The organism is Kribbella capetownensis, from assembly GCF_004331485.1.
GTDB classification, from domain to species: domain Bacteria; phylum Actinomycetota; class Actinomycetes; order Propionibacteriales; family Kribbellaceae; genus Kribbella; species Kribbella capetownensis.
Genome location: NZ_SJKD01000007.1, coordinates 18133 through 40805, shown reverse-complemented (window position 1 = coordinate 40805; position 22673 = coordinate 18133). Strand labels below are relative to the sequence as shown.

Annotated in this window: 23 protein-coding genes and 1 pseudogene; 15 read left to right on the top strand and 9 right to left on the bottom strand. The window is 67.6% G+C overall.

Annotated features, from left to right (window positions below):
- Nucleotides 1-88: 88 nt before the first annotated feature.
- From E0H75_RS28170 to E0H75_RS28160, 3 genes are read right to left on the bottom strand one after another with little or no spacing between them, the layout of a single operon-like run.
- Nucleotides 89-670: a GerMN domain-containing protein gene (locus E0H75_RS28170; RefSeq protein ID WP_131516699.1), complete on the bottom strand. Its 582-nt coding sequence runs from the start codon at nt 668-670 to the stop codon at nt 89-91.
- Nucleotides 667-2031, bottom strand: coding sequence for a sensor histidine kinase (locus E0H75_RS28165; RefSeq protein WP_131516698.1), 1365 nt, complete (start codon nt 2029-2031; stop codon nt 667-669). Before E0H75_RS28165 ends, E0H75_RS28170 begins: the two co-directional genes overlap by 4 nt.
- On the bottom strand, nt 2028-2723 hold the full coding sequence (locus tag E0H75_RS28160; RefSeq protein ID WP_272948940.1) for a response regulator transcription factor: 696 nt from the start codon (nt 2721-2723) through the stop codon (nt 2028-2030). The genes E0H75_RS28165 and E0H75_RS28160 overlap by 4 nt, the downstream gene beginning before the upstream one ends.
- Before the next feature lie 148 nt (nt 2724-2871).
- Here E0H75_RS28160 and E0H75_RS28155 point away from each other — a divergent pair, with 148 nt between their 5' ends.
- Together E0H75_RS28155 and E0H75_RS28150 are read left to right on the top strand one after the other, a co-directional pair.
- A complete protein-coding gene (locus tag E0H75_RS28155; RefSeq protein WP_131516696.1) occupies nt 2872-3183 on the top strand; it encodes an STAS domain-containing protein in 312 nt (103 codons plus the stop codon).
- A 59-nt stretch (nt 3184-3242) separates the two neighbouring features.
- Complete coding sequence (locus tag E0H75_RS28150; RefSeq protein ID WP_131516695.1) at nt 3243-3692, top strand: hypothetical protein; 450 nt, start codon at nt 3243-3245, stop codon at nt 3690-3692.
- Nucleotides 3693-3717: 25 nt separating this feature from the next.
- On the opposite strand, the gene E0H75_RS28145 is transcribed toward E0H75_RS28150, so the two are convergent.
- Nucleotides 3718-4527 carry a phytanoyl-CoA dioxygenase family protein gene (locus E0H75_RS28145; protein WP_131516694.1) on the bottom strand — a complete coding sequence of 270 codons (810 nt, stop codon included), beginning with the start codon at nt 4525-4527 and terminating at the stop codon, nt 3718-3720.
- 143 nt (nt 4528-4670) lie between these two features.
- On the opposite strand from E0H75_RS28145, the gene E0H75_RS28140 reads away from it, so the two are divergent.
- Complete coding sequence (locus E0H75_RS28140) at nt 4671-5528, top strand: AraC family transcriptional regulator (protein WP_131516693.1); 858 nt, start codon at nt 4671-4673, stop codon at nt 5526-5528.
- On the opposite strand, the gene E0H75_RS28135 is transcribed toward E0H75_RS28140, so the two are convergent.
- From E0H75_RS28135 to E0H75_RS28125, 3 genes are all read right to left on the bottom strand, one after another.
- Nucleotides 5500-6855: an MFS transporter gene (locus tag E0H75_RS28135; protein ID WP_131516692.1), complete on the bottom strand. Its 1356-nt coding sequence runs from the start codon at nt 6853-6855 to the stop codon at nt 5500-5502. The two genes, E0H75_RS28140 and E0H75_RS28135, sit on opposite strands and share 29 nt — an antisense overlap.
- 137 nt (nt 6856-6992) lie before the next feature.
- Nucleotides 6993-7796: an NPP1 family protein gene (locus E0H75_RS28130; protein WP_202873210.1), complete on the bottom strand. Its 804-nt coding sequence runs from the start codon at nt 7794-7796 to the stop codon at nt 6993-6995.
- A gap of 287 nt (nt 7797-8083) precedes the next feature.
- Nucleotides 8084-8557, bottom strand: a complete 474-nt coding sequence (locus E0H75_RS28125) for a DUF4383 domain-containing protein (RefSeq protein WP_131516690.1) — start codon at nt 8555-8557, stop codon at nt 8084-8086.
- A gap of 190 nt (nt 8558-8747) precedes the next feature.
- On the opposite strand from E0H75_RS28125, the gene E0H75_RS28120 reads away from it, so the two are divergent.
- From E0H75_RS28120 to E0H75_RS28105, 4 genes and pseudogenes are all read left to right on the top strand, one after another.
- Complete coding sequence (locus tag E0H75_RS28120; protein ID WP_131516689.1) at nt 8748-11435, top strand: winged helix-turn-helix domain-containing protein; 2688 nt, start codon at nt 8748-8750, stop codon at nt 11433-11435.
- Between the two features lie 131 nt (nt 11436-11566).
- A complete protein-coding gene (locus E0H75_RS28115; RefSeq protein ID WP_131516688.1) occupies nt 11567-12241 on the top strand; it encodes a hypothetical protein in 675 nt (224 codons plus the stop codon).
- A 45-nt stretch (nt 12242-12286) separates the two neighbouring features.
- A pseudogene (locus E0H75_RS45075) lies at nt 12287-12514 on the top strand (DUF2306 domain-containing protein); the annotation flags it as partial.
- Nucleotides 12511-12936, top strand: a complete 426-nt coding sequence (locus E0H75_RS28105) for a hypothetical protein (protein ID WP_131516686.1) — start codon at nt 12511-12513, stop codon at nt 12934-12936. The pseudogene E0H75_RS45075 and the gene E0H75_RS28105, both read left to right, overlap by 4 nt.
- Before the next feature lies 1 nt (nt 12937).
- On the opposite strand, the gene E0H75_RS28100 is transcribed toward E0H75_RS28105, so the two are convergent.
- Both E0H75_RS28100 and E0H75_RS28095 read right to left on the bottom strand, forming a co-directional pair.
- Nucleotides 12938-13432, bottom strand: coding sequence for a GyrI-like domain-containing protein (locus tag E0H75_RS28100; RefSeq protein ID WP_131516685.1), 495 nt, complete (start codon nt 13430-13432; stop codon nt 12938-12940).
- Between the two features lie 90 nt (nt 13433-13522).
- Nucleotides 13523-14281 (bottom strand): IclR family transcriptional regulator, encoded by a 759-nt coding sequence (locus E0H75_RS28095; RefSeq protein WP_238163325.1) that lies wholly within the window; start codon nt 14279-14281, stop codon nt 13523-13525.
- Between the two features lie 279 nt (nt 14282-14560).
- Here E0H75_RS28095 and E0H75_RS28090 point away from each other — a divergent pair, with 279 nt between their 5' ends.
- From E0H75_RS28090 to E0H75_RS28055, 8 genes are all read left to right on the top strand, one after another.
- Nucleotides 14561-15964, top strand: a complete 1404-nt coding sequence (locus E0H75_RS28090; RefSeq protein ID WP_131516683.1) for an extracellular solute-binding protein — start codon at nt 14561-14563, stop codon at nt 15962-15964.
- Nucleotides 15961-16893: a carbohydrate ABC transporter permease gene (locus E0H75_RS28085; RefSeq protein WP_131516682.1), complete on the top strand. Its 933-nt coding sequence runs from the start codon at nt 15961-15963 to the stop codon at nt 16891-16893. Before E0H75_RS28090 ends, E0H75_RS28085 begins: the two co-directional genes overlap by 4 nt.
- Complete coding sequence (locus E0H75_RS28080; RefSeq protein WP_131516681.1) at nt 16890-17810, top strand: carbohydrate ABC transporter permease; 921 nt, start codon at nt 16890-16892, stop codon at nt 17808-17810. The genes E0H75_RS28085 and E0H75_RS28080 overlap by 4 nt, the downstream gene beginning before the upstream one ends.
- Before the next feature lie 23 nt (nt 17811-17833).
- Nucleotides 17834-18280 (top strand): Rieske (2Fe-2S) protein, encoded by a 447-nt coding sequence (locus tag E0H75_RS28075; protein WP_131516680.1) that lies wholly within the window; start codon nt 17834-17836, stop codon nt 18278-18280.
- Between the two features lie 79 nt (nt 18281-18359).
- Nucleotides 18360-19253, top strand: coding sequence for a PDR/VanB family oxidoreductase (locus tag E0H75_RS28070; RefSeq protein WP_238163324.1), 894 nt, complete (start codon nt 18360-18362; stop codon nt 19251-19253).
- A 15-nt stretch (nt 19254-19268) separates the two neighbouring features.
- Nucleotides 19269-20363 (top strand): amidohydrolase family protein, encoded by a 1095-nt coding sequence (locus tag E0H75_RS28065; RefSeq protein WP_131516678.1) that lies wholly within the window; start codon nt 19269-19271, stop codon nt 20361-20363.
- Nucleotides 20364-20371: 8 nt separating this feature from the next.
- Nucleotides 20372-21481 (top strand): amidohydrolase family protein, encoded by a 1110-nt coding sequence (locus E0H75_RS28060; RefSeq protein WP_131516677.1) that lies wholly within the window; start codon nt 20372-20374, stop codon nt 21479-21481.
- Nucleotides 21478-22566 (top strand): mandelate racemase/muconate lactonizing enzyme family protein, encoded by a 1089-nt coding sequence (locus E0H75_RS28055; RefSeq protein ID WP_131516676.1) that lies wholly within the window; start codon nt 21478-21480, stop codon nt 22564-22566. Before E0H75_RS28060 ends, E0H75_RS28055 begins: the two co-directional genes overlap by 4 nt.
- Nucleotides 22567-22673: the final 107 nt, after the last annotated feature.

The window sequence follows — 22673 nt, the reverse complement described above, 5'->3', positions numbered from 1 at the left end:
CCCGCTCACGGGGCGTAGTGGGGGCGCGGAGGGCGAACGACACACGATCTCAAAGTTTCCTCAGCATGCTCGTCAAACCCGGGCCTGCTCACTGCGACCGCAAGGCCTCGTAGTCCTTGGCAGTGAGCGGCTTCGTGGTCAGCGCGCCGTCCGCCAGCAGCGCCTCGACCGGTACCCCGTTGTGCGAGAACGTCACCTCGTCGACGGCCGGCAACGCGGTCACGGACAAGACGATCTGCCCGACGGCCAGGACGTTCTCGGTCGCGGACCGGCCGCCGGTCTCCCCGGACAGCTCGAGTACGACGCTCTTCGCCTGCACGCTGATCACGCTCAACGTCAGGCCCGGTTGCAGAGCGGACGTGAGGCCTGCGGCCTGCTCGGTCGCGGTCGGTCCGTCCTGCAGACCCTGGAGTACGGAGTTCATCAACTCGGTCGACGTCGTGCTCGGGGCATCCCGTTTCAGCGCGACCAGCCGGTCCCGCCGGACGAAGTTCACCTGGACCGTTGCTTGTCCCGACGTCGTCGCGGTCGGTCCTGTCATCTGCCGGCTAGGGGTGCGCAGCCGGGACGGCATCGCACCGGGGTCGATCGGCGCCGGCTCCTCCTGGACCGGAACCCCGCAGCCGACCAGCACCAGAGCCGCCGCCACGACCACGGCGATCGCCTTCATGACCGCACCTCCGGGAGCCGTACGACAAACCGCGCGCCGCCGGTCGGGGCCACCGAACACCAGACCGCACCACCATGGATCGCGACAGTCTCCGCAACGAGTGCCAGACCGAGTCCTGTCCCTGACGACGATCCGCGTTTGGTCGCGCCGGTGGCGAACCGCTCGAACACGCGCTCGCGATCGTGTGGCGGGATCCCCGGACCGGCGTCGTCGACCAGCACCAGGACGTCCTCGTCGACCCGGGCGACCTCGACAGCGGTCAGCCCGCCGCCGTGCGTCTCGGCGTTCTCGAACAGGTTGCGGAACAGCCTGCCGAGGCGAGGCTTGTCGGCCTTCACGACGACGTCCGTTCCCCCGCGCAGCATCGCGGGTTCGCGGCCGGCCTCGCCGAGGACCTGGCGCAGCAGTTCGCCCAGATCGACGGTCGTGCTGGGCCGCTGATCGAGTCCGCCGTCGGATCTGGCCAGCTCGAGCAGATCGTCGAGCAGCCGCCGGAACCGTTGCAGGTCGGCGGTGACGAGGTCCAGGGCCCGCTGTGACCGCTCCGGTAGCTCGTCGCGCCGGGCGTTCAGGAGGTCGACGCTGCCGACGAGTGTGGTCAAGGGGGAGCGGAGCTCGTGGCTGACGTCGGCGGCCAGCCGGGCGTCGCGATTGATCCGCTGCTGCAACGTGTCGACCATGCTGTTGAAGGACCCGACGATCGTGGCGAGCTCCGGGTCCTCCGTCGCGGGCAGCCGGGTGTCGAGGTCGCCGCCGGCGATCGACGCGGCGGTGACGGCGACCCGGTTCAGCGGCGTGACCACGGATCGGCTCGCCCAGAGCCCCAGGCCGGCACCCGCGGCGGTCGCCAGCGCCGCACCACCCATCAGGATCCCGCTGAGCAGCCGCAGGTTCCCGTCGAGCTCACTGAGCGGGGCGATCTCGTAGAACTGTCCGTTGACCGACGGCAGCGGCACCCCGACCACCATGTACGCCTCGTCGTCCGACCGGAACCGCTGACTGGCCGGACGGCCGTTCGCGATCTCTTCCAGCACTCCACGCGGTACGGCGTCCCGCCCCTCGTCGAGCGCGGACGCGTACCACTGGTCCCGCCACCGCAGGATGATCGAGTGACCCGCCGGGGTTCCGGCCGCGGTCAGGACCGCGGAGACATCGGCGCCGGCACTCGACAGCCGGCGCTGGACGTACGCCGCATCCGCGAACGTCTGGTGCTGGACGACGTTCTCCCGCTGGGCGAGCAGGTAGCCGCGGGCGAGGAGATAGGTGCTGATGGCAAACACAGCGGAGACGAGCAGCGCCACCACGGCGAAGGCGAGCACCAGCCGGTGCCGCAGCCCCAGGGCATGCACGCCGAATCTCATCGAGGATCCAGCCGGTAGCCCATTCCCCGGACCGTGGTCACGAGTTGAGGTCGTCCGGGATCACGCTCGACCTTCGTGCGCAATCGTCTGATGTGGACGTCGACGATGCGCTCGTCGCCGTAGTACCCGTGCTCCCAGACCGAGGCCAGCAGCGCCGACCGGCTGAGCACCCGGCCGGGTGGCGAGGCCAGCTCGACCAGCAGCCGGTACTCGGTGACAGTCAGCGGGACGTCCTTGCTGTCCAGCCGGACCGCGCCACGGGAGGTGGACAGCACCAGCCTCCGGCCCGGATCGGAGTCGAGCACGATGTCGGGCTCGGCCGCCTCCGCGCTGGTCCGCAGCCGCCGGCGCAGTGCCCGCAGCCGCGCGGTGATCTCTTTCACCTGGAACGGCTTGGTGACGTAGTCGTCCGCGCCGGCCTCCAGGCCGGCCACGATGTCGTGGGTGTCGGACCGCGCGCTGACGATCACGATCGGGATGTCGCTGATCCGGCGGATCTCCCGGATGCAGGTGTAGCCGTCGATCTCGCCGAGCATCAGGTCGACCATCATCAGGTCCGGCATCGCGGCCCGTGCCTGTTCCAGCGCCGTCGGCGTATCCGCTGCCTCGGCGACCTGGTAGCCCTCGTCCTCGAGGGCGAGCCGCAGTACGGCCCGAATGCGATCGTCGTCCTCCACGATCAACACCTGCATCGGCACCGGCACATCCTCGCAACTCCGAACGCCGTTGTGACGGGCTGGGCACCGCATGTCATCCGATCGTAAAGAAGGACCACCACCGATCTCAAAGTCCGAGGCGCAGGGTTGTACCAGTGCCACAACTGCATCGGAGGACTCGTCGATGACCGAGACGACCCACGGTCCACTTCCCCAGAAGGCCATCGTCACGTTGTCGGACACCGACCTGAACGGCGGCCTGACCGCACTGCGCTGGCGACTGCGCGGGCTCGTGATGGAGGGTGTCTGCCTGGTGGTGGTCGACGTGTCCGACCTGGGCCAGATCTCGTCGACCCTGCTGGCCGAGCTGCTCGACACGCACCGCACCTGCCGCCGGCGTGGCGGTGGGGTCGTGATCCGGCACGCCAGCCGGAAGATGACCGACGTACTGCGCCGGACCGGCCTCGACAAGGTCTTCGAAGTCGAGGCTGCGTGACGGCGAAGCGCTGCAGACACCCCACGTCATCCGCCCACTGTGAGGACCGCCGACCGCTCATGAGCCACTTCGACCGCGACCCGTGGGTACCGGGTTATGTCGATGTGACCATCGTCGAGTTCGCCGCTCATACCGCCTACCTCGATCCGCGCAGCGGCACCGGGTATCTGGTCACCCCGCGTCCGGAGACCGATGTCGCTGCGCCAGAGGACCCGCTTGTGCAGGCTGTCTGGTCGGACAGCCTGCACGACCCGGGCCGTGTGGGCGGACTGTCGCTCAACTCCGCGGACCGGCAGGAGGCCTTCGACTACCTGCGGGACGAGGGCTGGCTGCCGCTGCTCGACGACCAGGGCGAGATCGAGCCGGCCGGCTGGACCACCGACGGCCGCCAGGCGCTCTGTCTGTACGGCACGCCCACGTCGGGCCAGCCCTGCCTGGAGACGCTCAGCCGTTCGCTGATGGCCCTCGACATCGCCGCCGGCCTCGGCATCCGGTCCCGGCACTGCTGAGATTGTTGCCAGCAGCAACCGGAGGTCAGTAGAGGACGGGGTTCAACGGTCCGTCGGCGACGGTGCCCGGTGCGCGGTTGTCGAGGAAGGCGGCGAGATCGCCCTGCTGGAAGGGATTCGCCGGCGGCGCGATCTCGATCGCCGCGTCCATGTAGATCACGGTCATCACCCGGCGTGGCGTCGTACTGGAGTTGCCCGGGGCGCGGTGGATCGTCCAGCCGGAGTGGAAGCTGACGTCCCCGATCGCGTACGGCGAATCGTCCACGCGGAACCCCGACTCGGTCACGAAGGTGTCCAGCTTGGCCTCGGACTCGTCACTGATCTCGAGCTGTCGGCCGTACCCCGATCGGTGGCTGCCGGCCGCGAACGTCAGCGGACCGAGCTCCATCGGAGTGTCCTGCAACGGAACCCAGGCGGTGACGGTGCGGTCCGTCGACAGCGGCCAGTAGTGCTGGTCGACGTGCCACGGCGTGAAGCCTCCGCCGGCCTCCTTGTACAGGGCCTGGTCGTGGTACAGCCGCACGGACGGCACCCCGAGAAGCTGGGCGGCGATCCCGGCGAGACGGCGGGAGAAGGCGAACTCGCGGACCGCGTCGCTGTGCCGCCACAGGTTCTCCACCTGGAGGAACGCGCGGCTGTAGGTGTCGCGTTCGGCCAGCGGCAGGTGCTGGGTGTTGATCCGGAGGACCTGCTCGGTGATCTCGGGCTCGTAGTGCGTCACGACGTCGGGGCTCAGTACGCCGCGAAGCTTCACGTAGCCGTCGGCGGCGTACTGGTCGACGCTGCCCGGACCGACGGCGTACCGCTGGTCGAGTTCGGTGGCGGTGGTGGTCATCGGGCCTCCCAATCGGCGATTGGTGACCAGTTTCTGCTCATCGGCGACCAGAGTGCCACGCGTGCAGCGGCCAAAACCGGTACTCTGCTGACCAATTCAGTCAAGCCGATGGCGGATGGGTGTCGGCAGAGTACTGTTCTGGCATGCGGCCGACGTACGAGCACATCCCTGCCTCGCCGCATCAGTCGTGGCATCTCGGGCTGCGGGCGGAGCCGCGGTTCGGGTTCGACTGGCATTACCACCCGGAGTACGAGCTGACGCTGATCGTCGCCGGATCGGGCCGGCGCTACGTCGGTGACCGGGTCGCCGACTACGGTCCCGGGGATCTGGTCCTGCTGGGGGCGGAGACCCCGCACACCTGGGAGTCGGAGGCGGCCGGGTGGCATGAGGCCGTCACTGTGCAGTTCCTGTACGACGCCTTCGGCGCCGGGTTCTTCGATCGGCCCGAGTTCCACGGCGTACGGCGCCTGCTGGCCCGATCCGACTGTGGTCTGCGCTTCGACGGCGCCGACGGTGTCCCGGAAGCCATGGTTGCCCTGAGCAACACCACAGACGCGGCCCGCCGGACGCTGGCTGTCCTCGAGATCCTGGTGTCGTTGGCCCGTCAGCCGGCCGAGACCATCGCGACCCGATCCCTCGTCAGCGATGTCGACGCGGCAGCCCGAGATCGGATCGACCGCGTCATCGGCCTGGTACGTCGCGACTACGCCGAACGCCTCGCCATCGGTGCAGCCGCGGCGCTGGTCTCGATGTCACCCGACGCGTTCAGCCGCTTCTTCCGGCGGCACACGGGCCGGACGTTCACCGACTACGTCAACGACGTACGGCTGGCCGAGGCGTCCCGTCGGCTGATCGAGTCGGACACCCCGATCAGCACGATCGCGACCGGCTGCGGCTATCCCAACCTCTCGCACTTCAACCGCCGCTTCCGCGCGCAGAACGCGATGAGCCCGCGCGACTTCCGCAACCACTTCAGCTCCGCCGCAGTACGCCGAGGGTGAGGACAACTGTTGCGGCGGTGATGGCCGCGCCGGTCCAGGCCGCGGTGGCGTAGGCCGGCTCGGTGGGGAACTGAGCGGTCGTGTGCGCGGCGAGGATGATGCCGGTCAGGGCGCTGCCGATCGAGAAGCCGATGCTGCGGACGACCTGGTTGACGCTCATCGCGCTGGCCGTCTCGGACTTCGGCGTCACCGCCAGGATGACCGCCGGCATGGACGCGGCGAACGCTCCGACGCCGAGGCCGAGGACAGTCATCGCGACCACGGGTCCGGCCAGGTGGGCGCGGCTCAACGCGAAGAGCACGAAGGCGACGAGCACCGTCGTGGCGCTCGCGGCGAGCCGGGTCCGCGGGCTGACGTGCAGCCGTGGCAGGAGTTTCCCGGCGGCGAAGCCGGCCACCGAGAACGGGACGAGGACCAGACCGGCCTCGAAGGTGTTCAGGCCGAAGCCGTAGCCGGTCGAGGCGGGTGTCTGGACGTAGCGGGTGATCAGGCCGAGCAGGAGGTACATGCCGATGCCGCCGGTGAACATCACCAGGTTCGCTCCCGCGACGGCGGGATGCCGGAGCAGACGAATGTCGATCAGCGGATGCGCGACACGGGTCTCGACGACGACCCAGACCGCGAGGAGAAGCAGGGCACCGGCCAGGATGACCGCTGTCCAGGCCGGGTGGTCTCGCCAGAGCTCGGTCTGGCTGATGACGACCAGGAGTGCCAGCAGGCCGGCGGTCAGCAGAGCCGCTCCAGGTACGTCGACCCGGCGGCCCGGCCGCGGCGGCGCCTGCGGAAGCACCACGAACGCGGCGACGAAGGCCAAGGCCGTGACCACCAGCCCGAGGCCGTACGCCGCGCGGATGCCGGCGGCGTCGGTCAACGCGCCGGCCAGTGGATAGCCGACGCCGATGCCGGCGGTCGATGCCACCGACAACAAGGCGATCGTGCTCGCAGCCCGCCGCTCGCCCAGGTGGTCGGTGGCGGTCGCCATCATCAAGGCGGTCAGACCGAGCCCGGTCCCCTGCGCCGCACGCCCGATCAGCAGGACGGCGAACGGGAGCGGTACGACGGTCAGCGTGCTGCCGAGCACGACGAGTCCCAGAGTGGTCAGGACGACTCTGCGGCGATGCGGTCCGGATCCGAGCCGGCCGAGGACCGGAGTGGCCACGGCGCCCGACAGCAGGGGGATCGTCAACGTCCATTGGGATGCCGCCAGCGATACGTCGTACTGGTCGGCGACCGCGGTGATCAGCGGCGCACCGAGGCTTCCGACCACGGCGACGACCAGGGCCACGAACACCACAGCGGGAACCAGGAACCGCGGCTCATCGTTCATGCGGCCCACTCCACACCCGATGCATCGCCCACCGATATGAATTCCGTCACCGGCAGCGAGAGACGCACGCCTCATCGACACCGGCAGACCGGGCCTGAGCCGTCCCGCTCAGACCCGGTCTGTGGAACTTCAGATGGTCAGGCCCACGGATCGAACGGGATGCCGGCGGGTTTCGAAGCGTTCAGGAGGTTGCGGAAGCGGTCGTCCTTGTCGGTGATCTTGATGGTCGCGGAACCGAAGTCCGCGGTCATCAGGGTGTCCCGCAGGCCGGTGCTGGGCCAGCCGTTCCAGTCGACCAGCGGCGGGTAGCGCCAGTTGTGGTAGTGGTTCTCCGGCGGTTCGTCGTTGCTGTTGGCCAGCCGGAAGAAGTGCGTGCTCGCGCCGTCCTTGTGGTAGACGACCTTCGGATGCGAGCCGTCGAAGCGCACCTGCGACCGGGCGTAGGTGACCTGGCTCGCGTGCTGCGTGGTGGTCACGTACTCGACCTGGTTGGCCGACTGGTTGATCCAGGAGATGACGTGTTCGAAATCGTGCCGGTGGCCGCCGAGGCTGCTGCCGGCCACGGCCTGGTCCTTCTCGAAGTAGCTGGCGTAGATCACCGCACACCACCCGTTGTTGCACTTCGAGCGCGCGTACGTCTGGGAGTTGTCGAGGTCCGACTGGTCCCGGCAGTTGCCGTTCACCGCGCCGGTCGGGTTGAGACCGGGGTTGAGCGTGCCGTCGGACCCGATCGCGGGTACGGCGTAGCAGCCGTCGGTGTCGTAGTCGTACGCCGGTGAGAACGACTGCTCCCATCCACCGGCGTTCTGCGGGAGGTGTGGTAGCGGAGCGGCGTACGCGGCCACCCCGGTGGTGACCATCAGCGTGGCGGTGCCGAGCACGACACCGAGCAGTCGCCGGGTGCGCGTGCGTCGTCGGGGCGGGGGGGAATCGGGCGTCATTCTCACTCCTTCAAAGGGGCGGATGATGTTCTGGGGCGCAAACATCGGACCTGAGAATGACAGGACAAAGGCGGACGTGCATATACGTAACGCGTCTACGGATTCAGGGTTTCGGGCCCAGTTCACTCTCCGGGTAAGGACAGTTCACCGGCGTTCGGAGATGACGACTGGAAGCGCATCCACTTGACGATCTGATGACGGCAGGATCGGGCCGCGCAGTGTGAGCATGTCCCTCGGATGACGAATGCTGAAGGCACCTTGAGCGTCGCCGGACCGGGTTGTTACGTTCAACTCGCGGTCCGGCCGTTCTCCCCCGTAACGGCCGGCCGCATCTTAGGCCTCCGCCACCTGATCCGCTGCCACCTGATTCTGACCGGCAGTGCGGCCCCCACGAGCATCGTGAGCGCGAGTACGACGTGCAGCCACACGTCAGCCGGCCCGATCGGCACCAGATTCGCGACCACCGGAGCCGGGTCCAGCTGCCCATAGGTCAGCAGGACCACCATCAGTAGTCCCGCGCCCGCCAGGAACGCACGGCAATGCCGCTCGGATCCCGCCATCACCAGGGCGGTGACGCCGAGAGCCAGCTGCAGGATCGCGCCGACCACGGACACGTGAAAGACCCCGAACAACAGCCCTTCGGTGCCGATGCTCAGCCGCGCGACGCCGAAACAGGCCAGCGATATGAACGCTCCCGCCACCCACAGCGCAACCCCCTGGGTCGCTGTCGGAATGGAGTGCTGAGCCGATCTGTACTCCATGAGCTCTCCTCACACCGGGCGGCCGTGCGGAATGACAATCCTACGAACCCGCCCGCAACTCCGCTCGCGTCTGCGGAGAGTCGTCACGCACTCTCAAACCCAGCTCAACCCGACAGTCACCTGGACGTTGCTGCAGGCAACAAGTTCTGAGCGCTACTCGGGGCCGACGGCACGCCGTTATGATCCGGACGTGTCGACTCCGGTGCTCGCCACCAAGTTGTTTCCGCCGGCCCGGCGGCCGGAACTGGTTGCGCGCCCGCGGCTCGCCGGCCGGCTCGACCGCACCCTGGACCGCGGTCACCGTCTCACTCTCATCTCGGCGCCGGCCGGCTTCGGCAAGACCACGCTCCTCAGCGACTGGGCCGCGGGCCGGGAGCGGGTGGGATGGCTGTCCCTCGACGAGGGCGACAACGCGCTGCCGCGGTTCTTCGCGCATCTCTGGGCGGCGCTGGCCGGCATCGGTCTGGACCTGGATCCGGCGGCCTTCGACGACGCGCCGATGATCGCGGTGGTCAATGAACTCGTGCGTGCCGGGCGGCAGGCGCCGGACAGCCACTGGCTGCTCGTACTGGATGACTACCACGTGATCGGCGCGCCCGAGGTGCACGAGGCCATGACCTTCCTCCTCGATCACGCACCGGATCAGCTGCATCTGCTGGTGACGACACGCGCCGATCCGCCGTTCCCACTGTCGAGGCTGCGGAGTCGCGGACAGCTGACTGAGGTGCGGGCCGCGGAGTTGCGCTTCGCGCCGACGGAGGCGAGGGAGTTCCTCAACGAGATGATGGGCCTGCAGCTGACCGAGACCGACGTCCACGCGCTGGAGGAACGGACCGAGGGCTGGATCGCCGGTCTTCAGCTGGCTGCGCTCTCGCTGCGAGGTATGTCGGACCGCGGGGACGTTGCCGAGTTCATCGGAGCCTTCACGGGCAGCCACCGTTTCGTGATCGACTACCTGGTGGACGAGGTCCTGGCCCGCCAGGACGCGGAGGTCCGGGACTTCCTGCTTCGCACCGCGGTCCTGGACCGACTGACCGGTGACTTGTGTGATGCGGTCACCGGTGGGACGGGTGCTGGGCAGGTGCTGGAGGAGCTGGACCGCGGCAACGTGTTCGTGGTCCCGCTGGATGCCGAGCGCTCCTGGTACCGGTACCACCACCTCTTCGGAGACGTCCTGCGCGCTCGCTTGATGGCTGAGCGCCCGGAGCAGTTGCCGACGCTGCACCAGGCTGCGAGCGCTTGGTACGCCGCGCACGACCTGGTCGCGGACGCGGTGCACCACGCACTCGCCGCTGGTGACCACGACCGTGCCGCCTACCTGATGGAAGAGGCGGTGCCGGAGTTGCGGCGCGCACGGCAGGACAGCCTGCTGCTGGACTGGATCCGGTCGCTGCCGGAGTCCGTCGTACGGCGGAGCCCGGTCCTGAGCATCGTGTCCGCTTGGTCGCTGATGATGGCTGGCGAGTTGGACGGAATGGGGCACCGGCTCGACGATGCCGAGGCCGCGCTGGCGGCCGGCGCACATGACCCGGTGCTCGCGGCAACGTGGGCCGACACCGAGGACCTGCGCACCGCACCGGCGGTCCTGTGGGTCTACCGGGCGGCGCTTGCTCAAGCGGAGCACGACGTACCGGCCACTGTGCAGTGTGCCCGGCGGGCGCTGGGGCTGGCGGGCGCCGAGGACCACTTCGTGCGGGGAGCCGCGTCCGGGTACCTCGGTCTGGCTGCGTGGGCGGCCGGTGACGTCGAGGAGGCCTTGGCTACTTTCTCGGAGGCGGCCCGCAGCCTGCACGCGGCGGGGAACCTGATCGACGAGTTGGACACGACAGTGGTGCTGTGCGACATGTGGACCACTGCCGGCCGTCCCCACCGGGCACGTCGGCTGTACGAGCAGGCCCTGGCGACCGCGACCGGAGGCGGCGAGCCGTACCCGCGGGCTGTCGCCGATCTGCATGTCGGACTGGCTGAGCTGGACCGCGAGCTGGGCGATCTGGTCAGTGCAGAGGCCCACCTCGAGACAGCGAGAGTGCTCGGCGAGCGCAGCTCGATCACCGAGAACCGGCACCGCTGGTACGTCGTCACCGCCCAGGTGTGCGTCTCGACCGGCGACTACGCCACCGCCAGGGAGCTGCTCAACCACGCGGCAACGCTCTACCGGCCCGGCTTCTACCCGGACCTCCGCCCCCTCGCCGCCATGCGAGCTCGCGTGGACATCGCGGCCGGAGACCTCGCTGCGGCCCAAGAGTGGGCCGACAACCACGACGTCACGGTGACCGATGAAGCGTCGTTCCAGCGCGAGTACGACCACCTCACGCTCGTTCGGCTGCTGCTCGCCGCAGGCACTGCGCCACTGGGCGACGTACTTGGTCTGCTGGATCGGCTGTACGCCGCCGCTGAGCGGACGCGGGCCGGCAGTCTGCTGGAGATCGGCATGCTGCGTGCCCTCACCCACCAGGCGCGCGGGCAACGACCGGAGGCTCTGGCCGAGCTGGATGCGGCGCTGTCCCGGGCGCCTGAGCCGGACGGCTACACGCGCTTGTTCCTTGACGAGGGCGCACCGATGCTTGCCCTGCTCCACGAGGCCGCGTCCGTGCAGGAGGGTGGCGAGTACGACGTACCGCGCCGGCACGCCCGTCGACTCCTCGGCACCGGTGCTGCCGACATACCTGCGCCTGGAGCCCTGGCCGACCCGCTCAGCGAACGCGAGCTCGAGGTCCTGCGCCTTCTCGACAGCGAGCTGACCGGCCCCGAGATGGCCCGCCGGCTCTTCGTCTCGCTGAACACGCTGCGTACCCACACCAAGCGCATCTTCACCAAGCTGGACGTCAACAGCCGCTCGGCCGCCGTCCGCCGCGCTCGCGAGCTCGGCCTGCTGTAGCACTCACGTGTCCCGTGCGGACATGTCACATCGTCAGTCACCACATGTTGTGACGCCGGGTCGCCACCTCCCGAAATACGTTCCGGACATACCGCGGCACTCGCCACGGACCACCGGAACAGGAGCCGGACATGACCATCACGCCAACCACCCTCACCCGGGCCGCAGGCGCCGCCGCGGTCGTCGCAGGACTGCTCTTCATCGGCGTCCAGATCAACCACCCGCACCTGGATGCCACCTCCATCGGCACGACCGAAGTGATGGTGCGGAACTTGCTGAAGGTGCTGATGGCCGTCCTGGCGCTGGTCGGCATCACCGGCATGTACCTGAGCCAGATCCGCAAGAACGGCGTCGTCGGACTCGCCGGCTACCTGGTGCTCGGCACCGGCTACCTCACCATCATGAGCACCGTCGCCATCGCCGCGTGCGTCCTGCCCTCGATCGCCGACACCAACCCCGGCTACGTGAACGACATCCTCGCCGTGTCCAAGGGCGACTCCGCCACCGGTGACATCGGGTCGCTGCAGATCGTCCAACAGGTCCAGGACATCGGCTTCCTGGCCGGCAGCCTCGTCTTCGGGATCGCGCTCTATCGGGCCCGTGTGCTGGCTCGGTGGGCGGCCGCGCTGCTCGCCGTCGGTGGTGTCGTCACCATCGTGCTCGCCTTGATGCCGGACGCGTTCTACCGGCTGCTGGCCTTCCCGAACGGCATCGCGATGATCGGCCTCGGCTACTCGCTGTGGCGCACGGCCCGCACCGTCACCGCCCAGCCGGCCGCGGTTCGCGCGACAGCGGACGCGAAATGACCCAGCACACCGCCTCAGGCATCCGGCCGGCGCCGCAGCGCCGGCCGCGTGCTCGCAGGAGCCGGCCTGGTCGTCGCCGGCTCGGGTCTCTGGATGACTCTGTTCTCCCCAGGTGCGCCTGGCGGTGACCTGTTGTGGTCCGTGCGGTTGGTCGTCGGCTCCGTGATGGCAGCAAGCATCGTCCTCGGCTTCACCGCCATCCGGCGCCGCGACATCGCCGGACACCGCGCCTGGATGATCCGCAGAAAACGTACGAACAGGAGAAAGCCATGACCGTCATCGCACCTACGTCACAGAGAACTGAGCTCTCGCTGACCCGCCTGCACCTGATGCGCGCCGGCTACCTCTTGATGGGCGTCGGACTCGCACTCGTGAAGTGGCCGCTCCTCCTCGAGGCCGACACCCTGCCGCTCTACGAAGGCGTGACGCTGTGCCTCCTCACGGCCATGTCACTCCTGGCCTTCCTGGGACTGCGCTATCCAGTCAAGCTGCTCCCCGTGCTCCTGTTCGAGTCGACCTGGAAGCTCCTGTGGCTCGCCCTGGTCGCCCTCCCGACAGCCATCAGCGGGGACCTGGACACCGCCACTTCCGAGATCCTGGTCAACTGTTCCCTGGTCATCGTCATCCTCGCCGTCACCCCATGGCCGTACGTCTGGCGGACCTACGCCCGTGCTCCGGGAGACCGCTGGCACTAGATCAGTCGGCTCGGAGGCGGATCGCCAGTTCGACGTCCCAAAGGGTCTTGCGCGGCTGGTGCCGGGGATCGGTGTGGTACGCCTCGTACCGGCAGCCGAACTGATCCCCGGCCGGTACTTCGTCCTTGTCGAGAACGAGTCGCTCGGCTTCGGACCACTCCAGCAGAGCGCGGTTCGCCCGCAGCGCATGGTTGCGATAGATGAGGGATGCGTACCTACCGGCGGGCAGTAGGCCGGGCCGCACCCGGTCGTCACCCGGATGGATCGTGTCGGTGACACCGACCTCGAGCTCCATCGGCCCGTTCATGTCGATCGTGAGCAGCCGCAGGAAGAACTGCCCTCGAGGTTCGACGTTCGCCTGGTCCAGCCACCCGATCAGCTCGTTCAGCAGCTGATCACGCACCTTCAACATCCCGCGGAACGGTGTGACCACCGTGATGCCGAGCGTGGCGACCTCAGCCCGATCGTCGACATGAGGCGGAGTCAGGATCTCCATCCGAACAACCTGCGGCAACGGACGGCACCTGTCCAGTACTTAAGGAAGAGTGTCAAGTACTGCAGTCTGGGCGACCCGGCCCAGCCGGGGTCACCCCAGCAGGCCGAGCAGTTCCTTGGAGATCGCCTGGGCCTCGCTGATCAGGAGTGGGACCGCCGTCTTGCCGAGTTCCTGCGTCATCCGGAACGTCGGGCCGGAGACCGAGATCGCCATCGAGATCGGGACATCGGGGATCGCGACGGCATAGCAGACGACGCCGATCTCCTGTTCGCCCTTGTCGGTCGCGTAGCCCGCGCGGCGGATCCGGTGGAGTTCGGTGCGGAGCTTGGCCAGGTCGGTGATCGTGTGCGCGGTCTCGGCCGGCATGCCGGCCCTGCTCACGATGCGGCCGACCTGGTCGTCGGACAGGCCGGCGAGGATCGCCTTTCCGACGCCCGTCGAATGGGCGTGCGCGCGGTGCCCGACCTCGGTGAACATTCGCATCGCATGCCGTGAAGGGGACTGGGCGATGTAGACGACCAGATCGCCTTCCAGTACGGCGAGATTCGCCGACTCGCCGATCTCCCGGGCGAGTGTGTCCAGGTGTGGTGTCACGATCGGGCCGAACTGCGACTCGACCCTGCCCGCCAGTCTCGTCAGTTTGAGCCCGAGCCCGTAGTGGCGGTTCGGCAACTGGCGTGCGTAGCCGAGGGATACCAGCGTCTTGAGGAAGCGACGCGTGGTCGGAGCCGGGACGTCGATCGCGGCCGAGAGTTCGGTCAGCGACGAGTCGCCGCTGTCGGCCAGCAGCTCGAGAAGGTGGAACGCCCGTTCGACGGATTGGACACTCCCCGACGTCCTGTTCTCCACCGTCCCGCTCTCTGTCTCAACCCCCACGCCGGGATTCGCTGGAGCCAGCATAAGTGGTGCACCGAACGGGCCAGGACGCTATCGATAGCTTCCGCATATTGGAACAGTTCTTCCGCATAGTGTTGACAGCCCTGCGTCAGTGAGCGAACACTTGGACCACACCCAGATCAATAGCCCGCAACTCTCAGACGCCAGGTAGTACATCGGTGTAGAGAGCTGTTGCTGCGCAGACTTCGGGGTCCTGTGCCGGGCGAATCCGCCTTGCCGAGGGAGACACTCATGACTTCCGGCTCGTTGCTCACCCGCCGCCGACTACTCCAAGGGGGCCTTGGTCTGGCTGCCGCCGGCGTCGCCGGGACCTCGCTGACCGCGTGCGGTTCGGGGTCGTCCGGTACGCCGTCCGGCTGGACCGAGGTGACCTTCAGTTCCGTCGGCGATCCGACCACCCAGAAGATGTTCAAGGACATGATCGCGGCTGCTCAGCAGGAGAGCCTCGACGAGCACAAGATCAAGATCGTCTGGAAGCCCGCGCCGGGCGACGACTGGGCGAGCGTGATGCTGCAGTTCGCCTCCGGTACGACGGCCGACCTGCAGCGCATCGACGACGACCGGGTGTACGACCTGGCGACGAGCGGCAAGATCCTGCAGCTGGACAAGATGATGCAGGACGCCAGTACCGGGTTCGATCTGACCAAGTACAGCCCGACGTTCACGACCAAGGTCGCGGTCGAGGGGTACCAGTTCTCGATCACGCCCGGCATGAGCGCGAATGCGCTGTATTACAACAAGAAGCTGTTCGCCGACGCCGGGCTGACGGCGCCGACCTCGTGGGCCGACGCGTGGAGCTGGGACGAGTTCGACGCGGCCGTCAAGAAGCTGACGAAGAAGAACGGCAGCCGGACCGATACCTACGGTCTGCAGTACGCCGTCAACACGATCCAGCCCACGGCGTACGGTGCTGGTGACACCGCGCTCTACAACAACCAGACCGAGTGCGGTTACGGCAAGCCGGAGACGCTGGACGCGATCGACAAGCAGATCTCCTACATCCGCGCGGGCTACGCCCCCACCATCGACGTCGAGTACCTGCCCCTGTTCAACGCGGGAAAGCTCGCGATGACCTGGCAGGCGATGGACATCAGCGCGCAGATCAGCAAGAACGTCGACTGGGACGTGATGCCCTGGCCCAAGACGCCGCTGTTCGCCATGACGAAGAACTACGCCCGCACCTGGGTCATCCCGAAGACCGCGAAGGATCCGCAGGCTGCCTTCCTGGCGATGAAGGCGCTCTGCGGCAAGGCGGCGTCGGACGTCATGGCCAAGGCCCAGTTCGCCGTGCCGGCGCTGACCGAGGTCGCCAAGAGCGCGGCGTTCACCGACCATCCGCGGCCGAAGACCGCGACCGTGTGGGCCGAGGCGCTCGGCAACGTCGCCGGGAAGCCGGTCGACGTTCCGTTCCCGCGCGGGCCGATCGGGACGGCGCTGGCCGACTCCTTCGTCGAGGGCACCAACGCCAACAACCTGGTCAGCGGCAAACTCGCCACCGCCGACTACCTCAAGCGCGGGCGGGATGCCGTCAACGCCGAGATCAAGAAGCGCGGCTGGAACGGGGACAAGGGCAAGGAGTTGCTCGCGAAGGGAGGAGCGCTCACCGATCCCGACCTGAAGGTCGCGGCCAAGTGACGGCCGCACAGACGCTGCGGGTGCGGGACCCCGCGACGGCCGACCAGCGCCGGGGCGGCCGGCGCCGCAACCTCCGCGGCTGGATGTTCATCGGGCCGGTCGTCCTCGGGACGCTGCTGTTCAACGTCATCCCGGTCCTGCCGACCCTGGTGACGAGCTTCACCGACTGGGACGGGCTGGCGGCGCCGAAGTTCACCGGCACGGCCAACTACAAGGAGATGTTCTCCGGGCAGGATCCGCTGTTCGGCAAGAGCCTGATCAACACGGCCATCTACACGATCGGGTACGTCCCGGTCGGGATCATCATCGGGATCGCGCTGGCCGTGCTGGTCAACAACCGGCTGCGGGGGATGGCCGTCATCCGGGCATTGATCTTCCTGCCGTACGTGACGTCGCTGGTCGCCGTCGGCGTCGTCAGCCGGTGGGTCTTCAGCGATCAGTACGGCGTGATCAACGCGGTCCTGGCCTCGTTCGGCATCACCGGACCGCACTGGCTGGGCGAGCCCGGATCGGCCATGGCCGCGGTGATCGTGACGGCGATCTGGGCGAACATGGGCTTCAACATGATCATCGTCCTGGCCGGCCTGCAAGGGGTTCCGGAGACGTTGATCGAAGCGGCCACCCTGGACGGGGCCGGCCGGTTCTCACGGTTCTTCCACGTGACGCTGCCGTTCCTGACGCCGACGATCTTCCTGTTGCTGATCCTGCAGACGATCGGCTCGTTCCAGGTCTTCGCCCTCGTCCTGGTGATGACCGGCGGCGGACCGGGCGACGGCACGTACGTCTACATCTACCACCTCTGGTACGAGGCCTTCTCGCTGCGCAGGATGGGCTACGCCTCGGCACTGGCGATCGTGCTCTTCGTTGTGCTTCTCGCCGTCACCTGGATCCAGAACCGGCTTTCGAAGAGGTGGGTGTTCTATCAATGACGGTCGAAGACACTCGTGCTCCCGAACGGATCGCACCACCGCGGCCGCCGCTGCCGGTGGACGATACCGGCGACGAACGGCGACGGCGGGCCGGCCGGATCATCGGACCGACGGCGACGTACGTCGTCTGCGTGCTCGCGGCGTTGATTGCCATCGGCCCGTTCGTGTGGATGCTGTCCAGCTCGTTCAAGGAGCCGGGCGACGTGATCAGCCTGACGCCGCACCTGCTCCCGAACCCGTTCACCCTCGACAACTACGCGTACCTGGTCAACAACGGCGTCCTGCCCTTCATCCGGTTCCTGGGCAACAGCGCCTACATCACGGTGCTGGTGATCATCGGCCGGTTGATGGTCTGTGCACTGGGCGCCTACGGCTTCGCGCGGCTGCAGTTCCGCGGGCGGGACGCCGCCTTCGGGCTGTTGCTCGCCTCGCTGATGATCCCGGACATGCTGATGGTGCTGCCGCTGTACTCCGCCTACGTCAAGGCGGGCCTGATCGACACCCACTTCCCGCTGATCATCCCGCCGATCGTCGCCAACACGTTCGGCACCTTCCTGCTCCGGCAGTTCTTCATGACGATTCCCAAGGAGTACGACGAGGCCGCCCTCGTCGACGGCGCCAGTCATTTCCGGATCTTCGTGAGCATCATCCTGCCGCTGTCGAAGCCGGCCCTGGCCACGCTGGCGGTGCTGACCTTCGTCAACGTGTGGAACGACTTCTTCGGCCCGCTGGTCTACCTCAGCGATGTCAACAAGTTCACCGTCCCGGTCGGGCTGGCGTTCTTCCAGACCCAGGACAGCACCCAGTACGGCCCGCTGATGGCCGGAGCGACGCTGGCCATCATCCCGACCGTCCTGGTCTTCGTCTTCGCGCAGAAGTACTTCACCCGCGGAATCTCGATGACCGGAATCAAATGATGCCTTCTGGACAAGGAGACAATGTGACCAAGTACGTGGTGGCGACGGTCGACGAGATTCCACCCGGCCGGCGCAAGGTGGTCGAGATTGCCAAGCGGTCGATCGGCGTCTTCAACGTCAAGGGCAACTTCTACGCGATCCGCAATCAGTGCCCGCACGGCGGCGGACCGATGTGTGAGGGCGTGACATCCGGTCTGGTGCGCTCGGACAAGCCCGGGAACTACGACTACATCATGCGCGGAGAGATCATCCGCTGTCCCTGGCACGGCTGGGAGTTCGAGATCGCCACCGGTCAGTCCTGGTTCGACCCCGCGAAGACCAAGGTCAAGGCGTATGCCACCGACGTGGAGTCCGGTGAGGCGCTGGCCAGGAATCCCGAGCTGTCCGCAGCCGGGTTCCAGCCCGGCCCGTACTCCGGTGAAACGTACGAGGTCGAGGTCGACCGCGACTATGTCATTGTCAATATCTGACGCCCCCGGGGGAGCGGAGGCGGTGCGCGAAGCGACGCTGCGCTTGCGGGTGAGATCTCACCGGCAGGTGTCGTCCGGCGTGACCGAACTCTTGCTCGTCGCCGACGACGCTTCGGAGTTGCCGTCGTGGACCCCGGGGAGTCACATCGACGTACAGGTTCGCCCGGGGCTCGTTCGGCAGTACTCGCTGTGTGGCGATCCCGAGGATCGCGGCCAGTGGCGCATTGCGGTGTTGCGCGAGCCCGAGAGCCGCGGCGGCTCCGCCGCGTTGTGCGAGCGGGTCCAGGCCGGTGACGTGCTGACGGCGACCGGTCCGCGCAACCACTTCCCGCTGCACGAGTCCCCACGGTACCTGTTCATTGCCGGCGGCATCGGAATCACCCCGATCATCCCGATGATCAGCGCGGCGCACGCGGCCGGCGCCGACTGGCGGCTGGTGTACGGCGGTCGCAGCGAGGCGTCGATGGCCTACCGGGACGAGGTCGGGAGTTTCGATCCCGAGCGTGTTCTCGAATGGCCGCAGGACCGTCGCGGCCTGATCGAACTGGATCGACTCCTGGACGAACCACAGCCCGGGACGTTGATCTACTGCTGCGGTCCCGAACCCCTGATCGCGGCTGTCGAGGCGAAGAGTGCGCATTGGCCGCACAAGACGCTTCAGGTCGAGCGGTTCGCGCCGAGACCTCTCACCGAGGTCGCGCCCAACACCTCCTTCGAGATCGAACTGGTCGACAGTGACGAGGTACTCGTCGTACCGCCCGACCAATCCATCCTCGAGGTCGTGGACGAGGCGGGGATCTACGTCTTGTCGAACTGCGAAGAGGGCACCTGCGGCACCTGCCGGACGACCGTACTGGAAGGCGTTCCGGACCATCGGGACTCCGTCCTCGACGAGGACGAACGTGCCGCCAACGACACGATGATGATCTGCGTCTCGCGCGCGCTGTCGTCCCGATTGGTCCTCGATCTGTGAAAGGTGAGATCACCAGTGGCTGTACAACAACTTGAGAACTACGCCCGGCCCGAGCAGTGGGCCGGACTCGATCTGGTCGACACCGACGTACACATCAACCTCGACAACCTGCGGAGCCTCTTTCCCTATCTCGAGGCGCGGTGGTGCGACTACATCACCGAATCCGGGATGGGCGGGCTGGCCTCGAACCTCTATCCGTCCAACGCGCCGAATCTCTTCCTCGAGGGATCGCGGCCGGACCAGGGACCACCTGGATCCAGCCTCGAGCTCCTCCAGCAGCAACTGCTCGACCCATGGCAGTTGCAGTACGCGATCCTCAACTGCACCTACGCCGTCGACTCCGTCCACAACGACGACTTCGCGGCCGCCCTGGCCCGGGCGCTGAACCGCTGGCAGTTGCACGAGTGGCTGGAGCAGGATCCGCGGCTCCGGGGCTCGGCCGTGCTTCCGCTGCAGAACCCGGCGTTCGCGGCCAAAGAGGTCGAATGGGCCGCGCAGCACAGCCAGTTCGTCCAGGTGACCGTGCCGTCGCGCAGCCGCGAGCCGCTCGGCCGGCGCGGTTTCTGGCCGATCTACGACGCCGCGCAGCGGGCCGGCCTCGTCGTCGGTGTGCAGGCCGGCGGTCTGAGTGGCAACCCGGTGACGCCGGTCGGCTGGGCGACGTACTTCGTCGAGGACTACGTGAGTGTTCCGCTCGCGTTCCAGGCGCAGCTGATGAGCTTCGTCGCCGAAGGCGTCTTTGTTCAGTACCCCGAGCTGACCGTCGCGACGATCGAGGGCGGCTTCAGCTGGCTGCCGCCGATGATGTGGCGGTTCGACAAGGACTGGAAGGGTCTGCGCCGCGAGGTTCCATGGGTGGAGCGTCCGCCGTCGGAGGTGATCCGCGACCACGTCCGGATGACCATCGCGCCGCTCGACCGGCCAGACACCCCCGAGTTCCTGGTCGAGGTCATCGACCAACTTCTCCGCGACGACATGCTGATGTTCTCCACCGACTACCCGCAGGCGCATTTCGCGAACAGTGCGGACTCGCTGCCCGAGGGGATCTCCGGGGATCTGCAGACCAAGATCATGTCCGGCAACGCGCACGCGACGTACCGGCTGGGATGAGGAGAGACATGACACAGACACAGACACAGCCGCGAGCAGCACGGCGTACCGCGGCGAAGCAGATGATCATCGACTGCGACATCCACAACGTGATGGCACCGGGAGCCCTGGAGCCGTACCTCTCGAATCGCTGGCTCACCCATCTGAAGACCTTCGGCTCGCGCCAGCACTCGGGGAACGTGTATCCCAAGGGATCGCCGGCCCGGTACGACGCCTTTCCGCCGTCCGGACTGCCCGCGGGTGCCGATCTGGGGTTCATGCAGAAACAGCATCTCGACGGTCTGAACGTCGAGTTCGGGATCCTCGGCCCGCTGAGTGGTTCCGGCAGCCAGCTCGATCCGGAGTACTCCGCGGCGTTGTCGGCGGCAACCAACGACTGGCAGATCAAGGAGTGGCTGGAGCCGGAGCCGCGGCTGCGTGCGGGCATGATCGTGCCGGCGGAGCACAGCGAGCAGGCGGTCGCCGAGATCGAGCGGCTCGCGGGCCATCCAGGGTTCGTGCAGGTGCTGCTGGTCGCGCGTAGTGCCGCACCACTCGGCGATCGCCGCTACTGGAAGATGTACGAGGCCGCCGCCCGGCACGATCTGCCCGTCGGCATTCACTACGGCGGTGGTGTGCGGGGCGTTCCGATGAGCGCCGCGGGCTGGCCGTCGTTCTACATCGAGGATCACGCGGGAATGTCGGCCGCCTTTCAGGCGCACGTGGCGAGCCTGATCTTCGGCGGGATCTTCGAGCGGCTGCCGAACCTGCGGATCGCGCTGATCGAGGGCGGGTTCGCCTGGTTGCCGTCGCTGGCCTGGCGGATGGACACCCATTGGCAGCGGTTCCGCGCCGAGGTTCCGCAGGTACGTCGCAGGCCGTCGGAGTACCTGCGCGAGCACTTCTGGACGACGACGCAGCCGATCGAGGAACCGCATCGGCCGGCCGACCTGCTCAAGGTGTTCGAACACCTCGGCGGGACCGACAAGGTGATGTTCTCCACGGACTACCCGCACTGGGACTTCGACCATCCCGCGCACGCCTTCCAGGTCCGGTTGCCCGCGGCGCAACGCGACAGCATCTACACGGAGAACGCCCGCGCGTTCTACAAGTTGCCGGCCCGGGCGGAGTCGCGTTGACCAAGATCATCTCGATCGAGACGTTCGACGGCCACGGCTGCATCGTCCGTGTCCGCACCGACGACGGGCTGGTGGGGTACGGGCAGACCGCGCACTCCGAGGCCCGGATCACCGGGGAGGTGCTGCACACTCTGGTCGCGCGGAACTACCTGGGTCGTGACCCCTTCGATGTCATGATCTTGGCAGAGGAGTGCGCACGCGCGGAGTACAAGTACTTCGGGAGTTTCCTGTTCCGGGCCTTGGCGGGCGTGGACACCGCGCTGTGGGACCTGGTGGGCAAGGCGAAGTCCCAGCCGGTCTACCAGTTGCTCGGTGGAAAGTTCCGGCCGTCGGTGCCGGTCTACGGCTCGGCCATGCGTCGCGACACGACGCCCGAGGAGGAGGTCGACCGGATCGTCGCCGCCGTCGCCGCGCACGGGTTCCGCGCGGTGAAGGTCAAGATCGGCGAGCGCAACGGCCGCGATGCGGAGTCGCGTTCCGGCCGGACCTGGCGGCTGGTTCCCCTGCTGCGCAAGGCACTCGGCGATGACATCGAGATCAGCGCGGATGCCAATGGTGCCTATTCTCCGGGCCAGGCGGTCCGGATCGGGCGACTGCTCGAGGAGTACGACTATCTGCACTTCGAGGAGCCGGTGCCGTTCTGGGAGTACGAGAACGCCAGGAGCGTCGCGGCGACTCTCGACATCCCCGTCGGGCTGGGGGAGCAGGAGTTCTCGGTCGATAGCCTGCGACGGATCGTCCAGGACGGCATGGCCGACGTCATCCAGCCCGACGTCTGCTACATCGGCGGCATCACCCGAGCCCGGCAGGTTGCGGAGCTGGCCAACCTTGCCGGGCTCCCGTGTGTCCCGCACTCGTCAGGGAGGTCGTTGACGGCGATCTTCACCGCACATCTGGTGACGGCGATGCCGGCGTGCAACCTCTTTCACGAGTGGACCATCGAAGACGCCTCGAACATGCGGATCTACGAGCCGTTCCCGGTCGCGCGCGACGGCGAGGTCGTGCTGTCCGACGCCCCCGGCTGGGGCGTCGAAATCGCCGACTCCACACTGCAGCGCATGGATCGCCGAATCTCGTCCCTCTGAATCTCCTGGCAGGGATCGTCGGATCCGGAACGTAGTGTTCGTCGAACAGGTGGATGGTGGCCAGTCGAGGGCGCCACGGGGCAAGACAAGGAGTCAGGCGATGACGC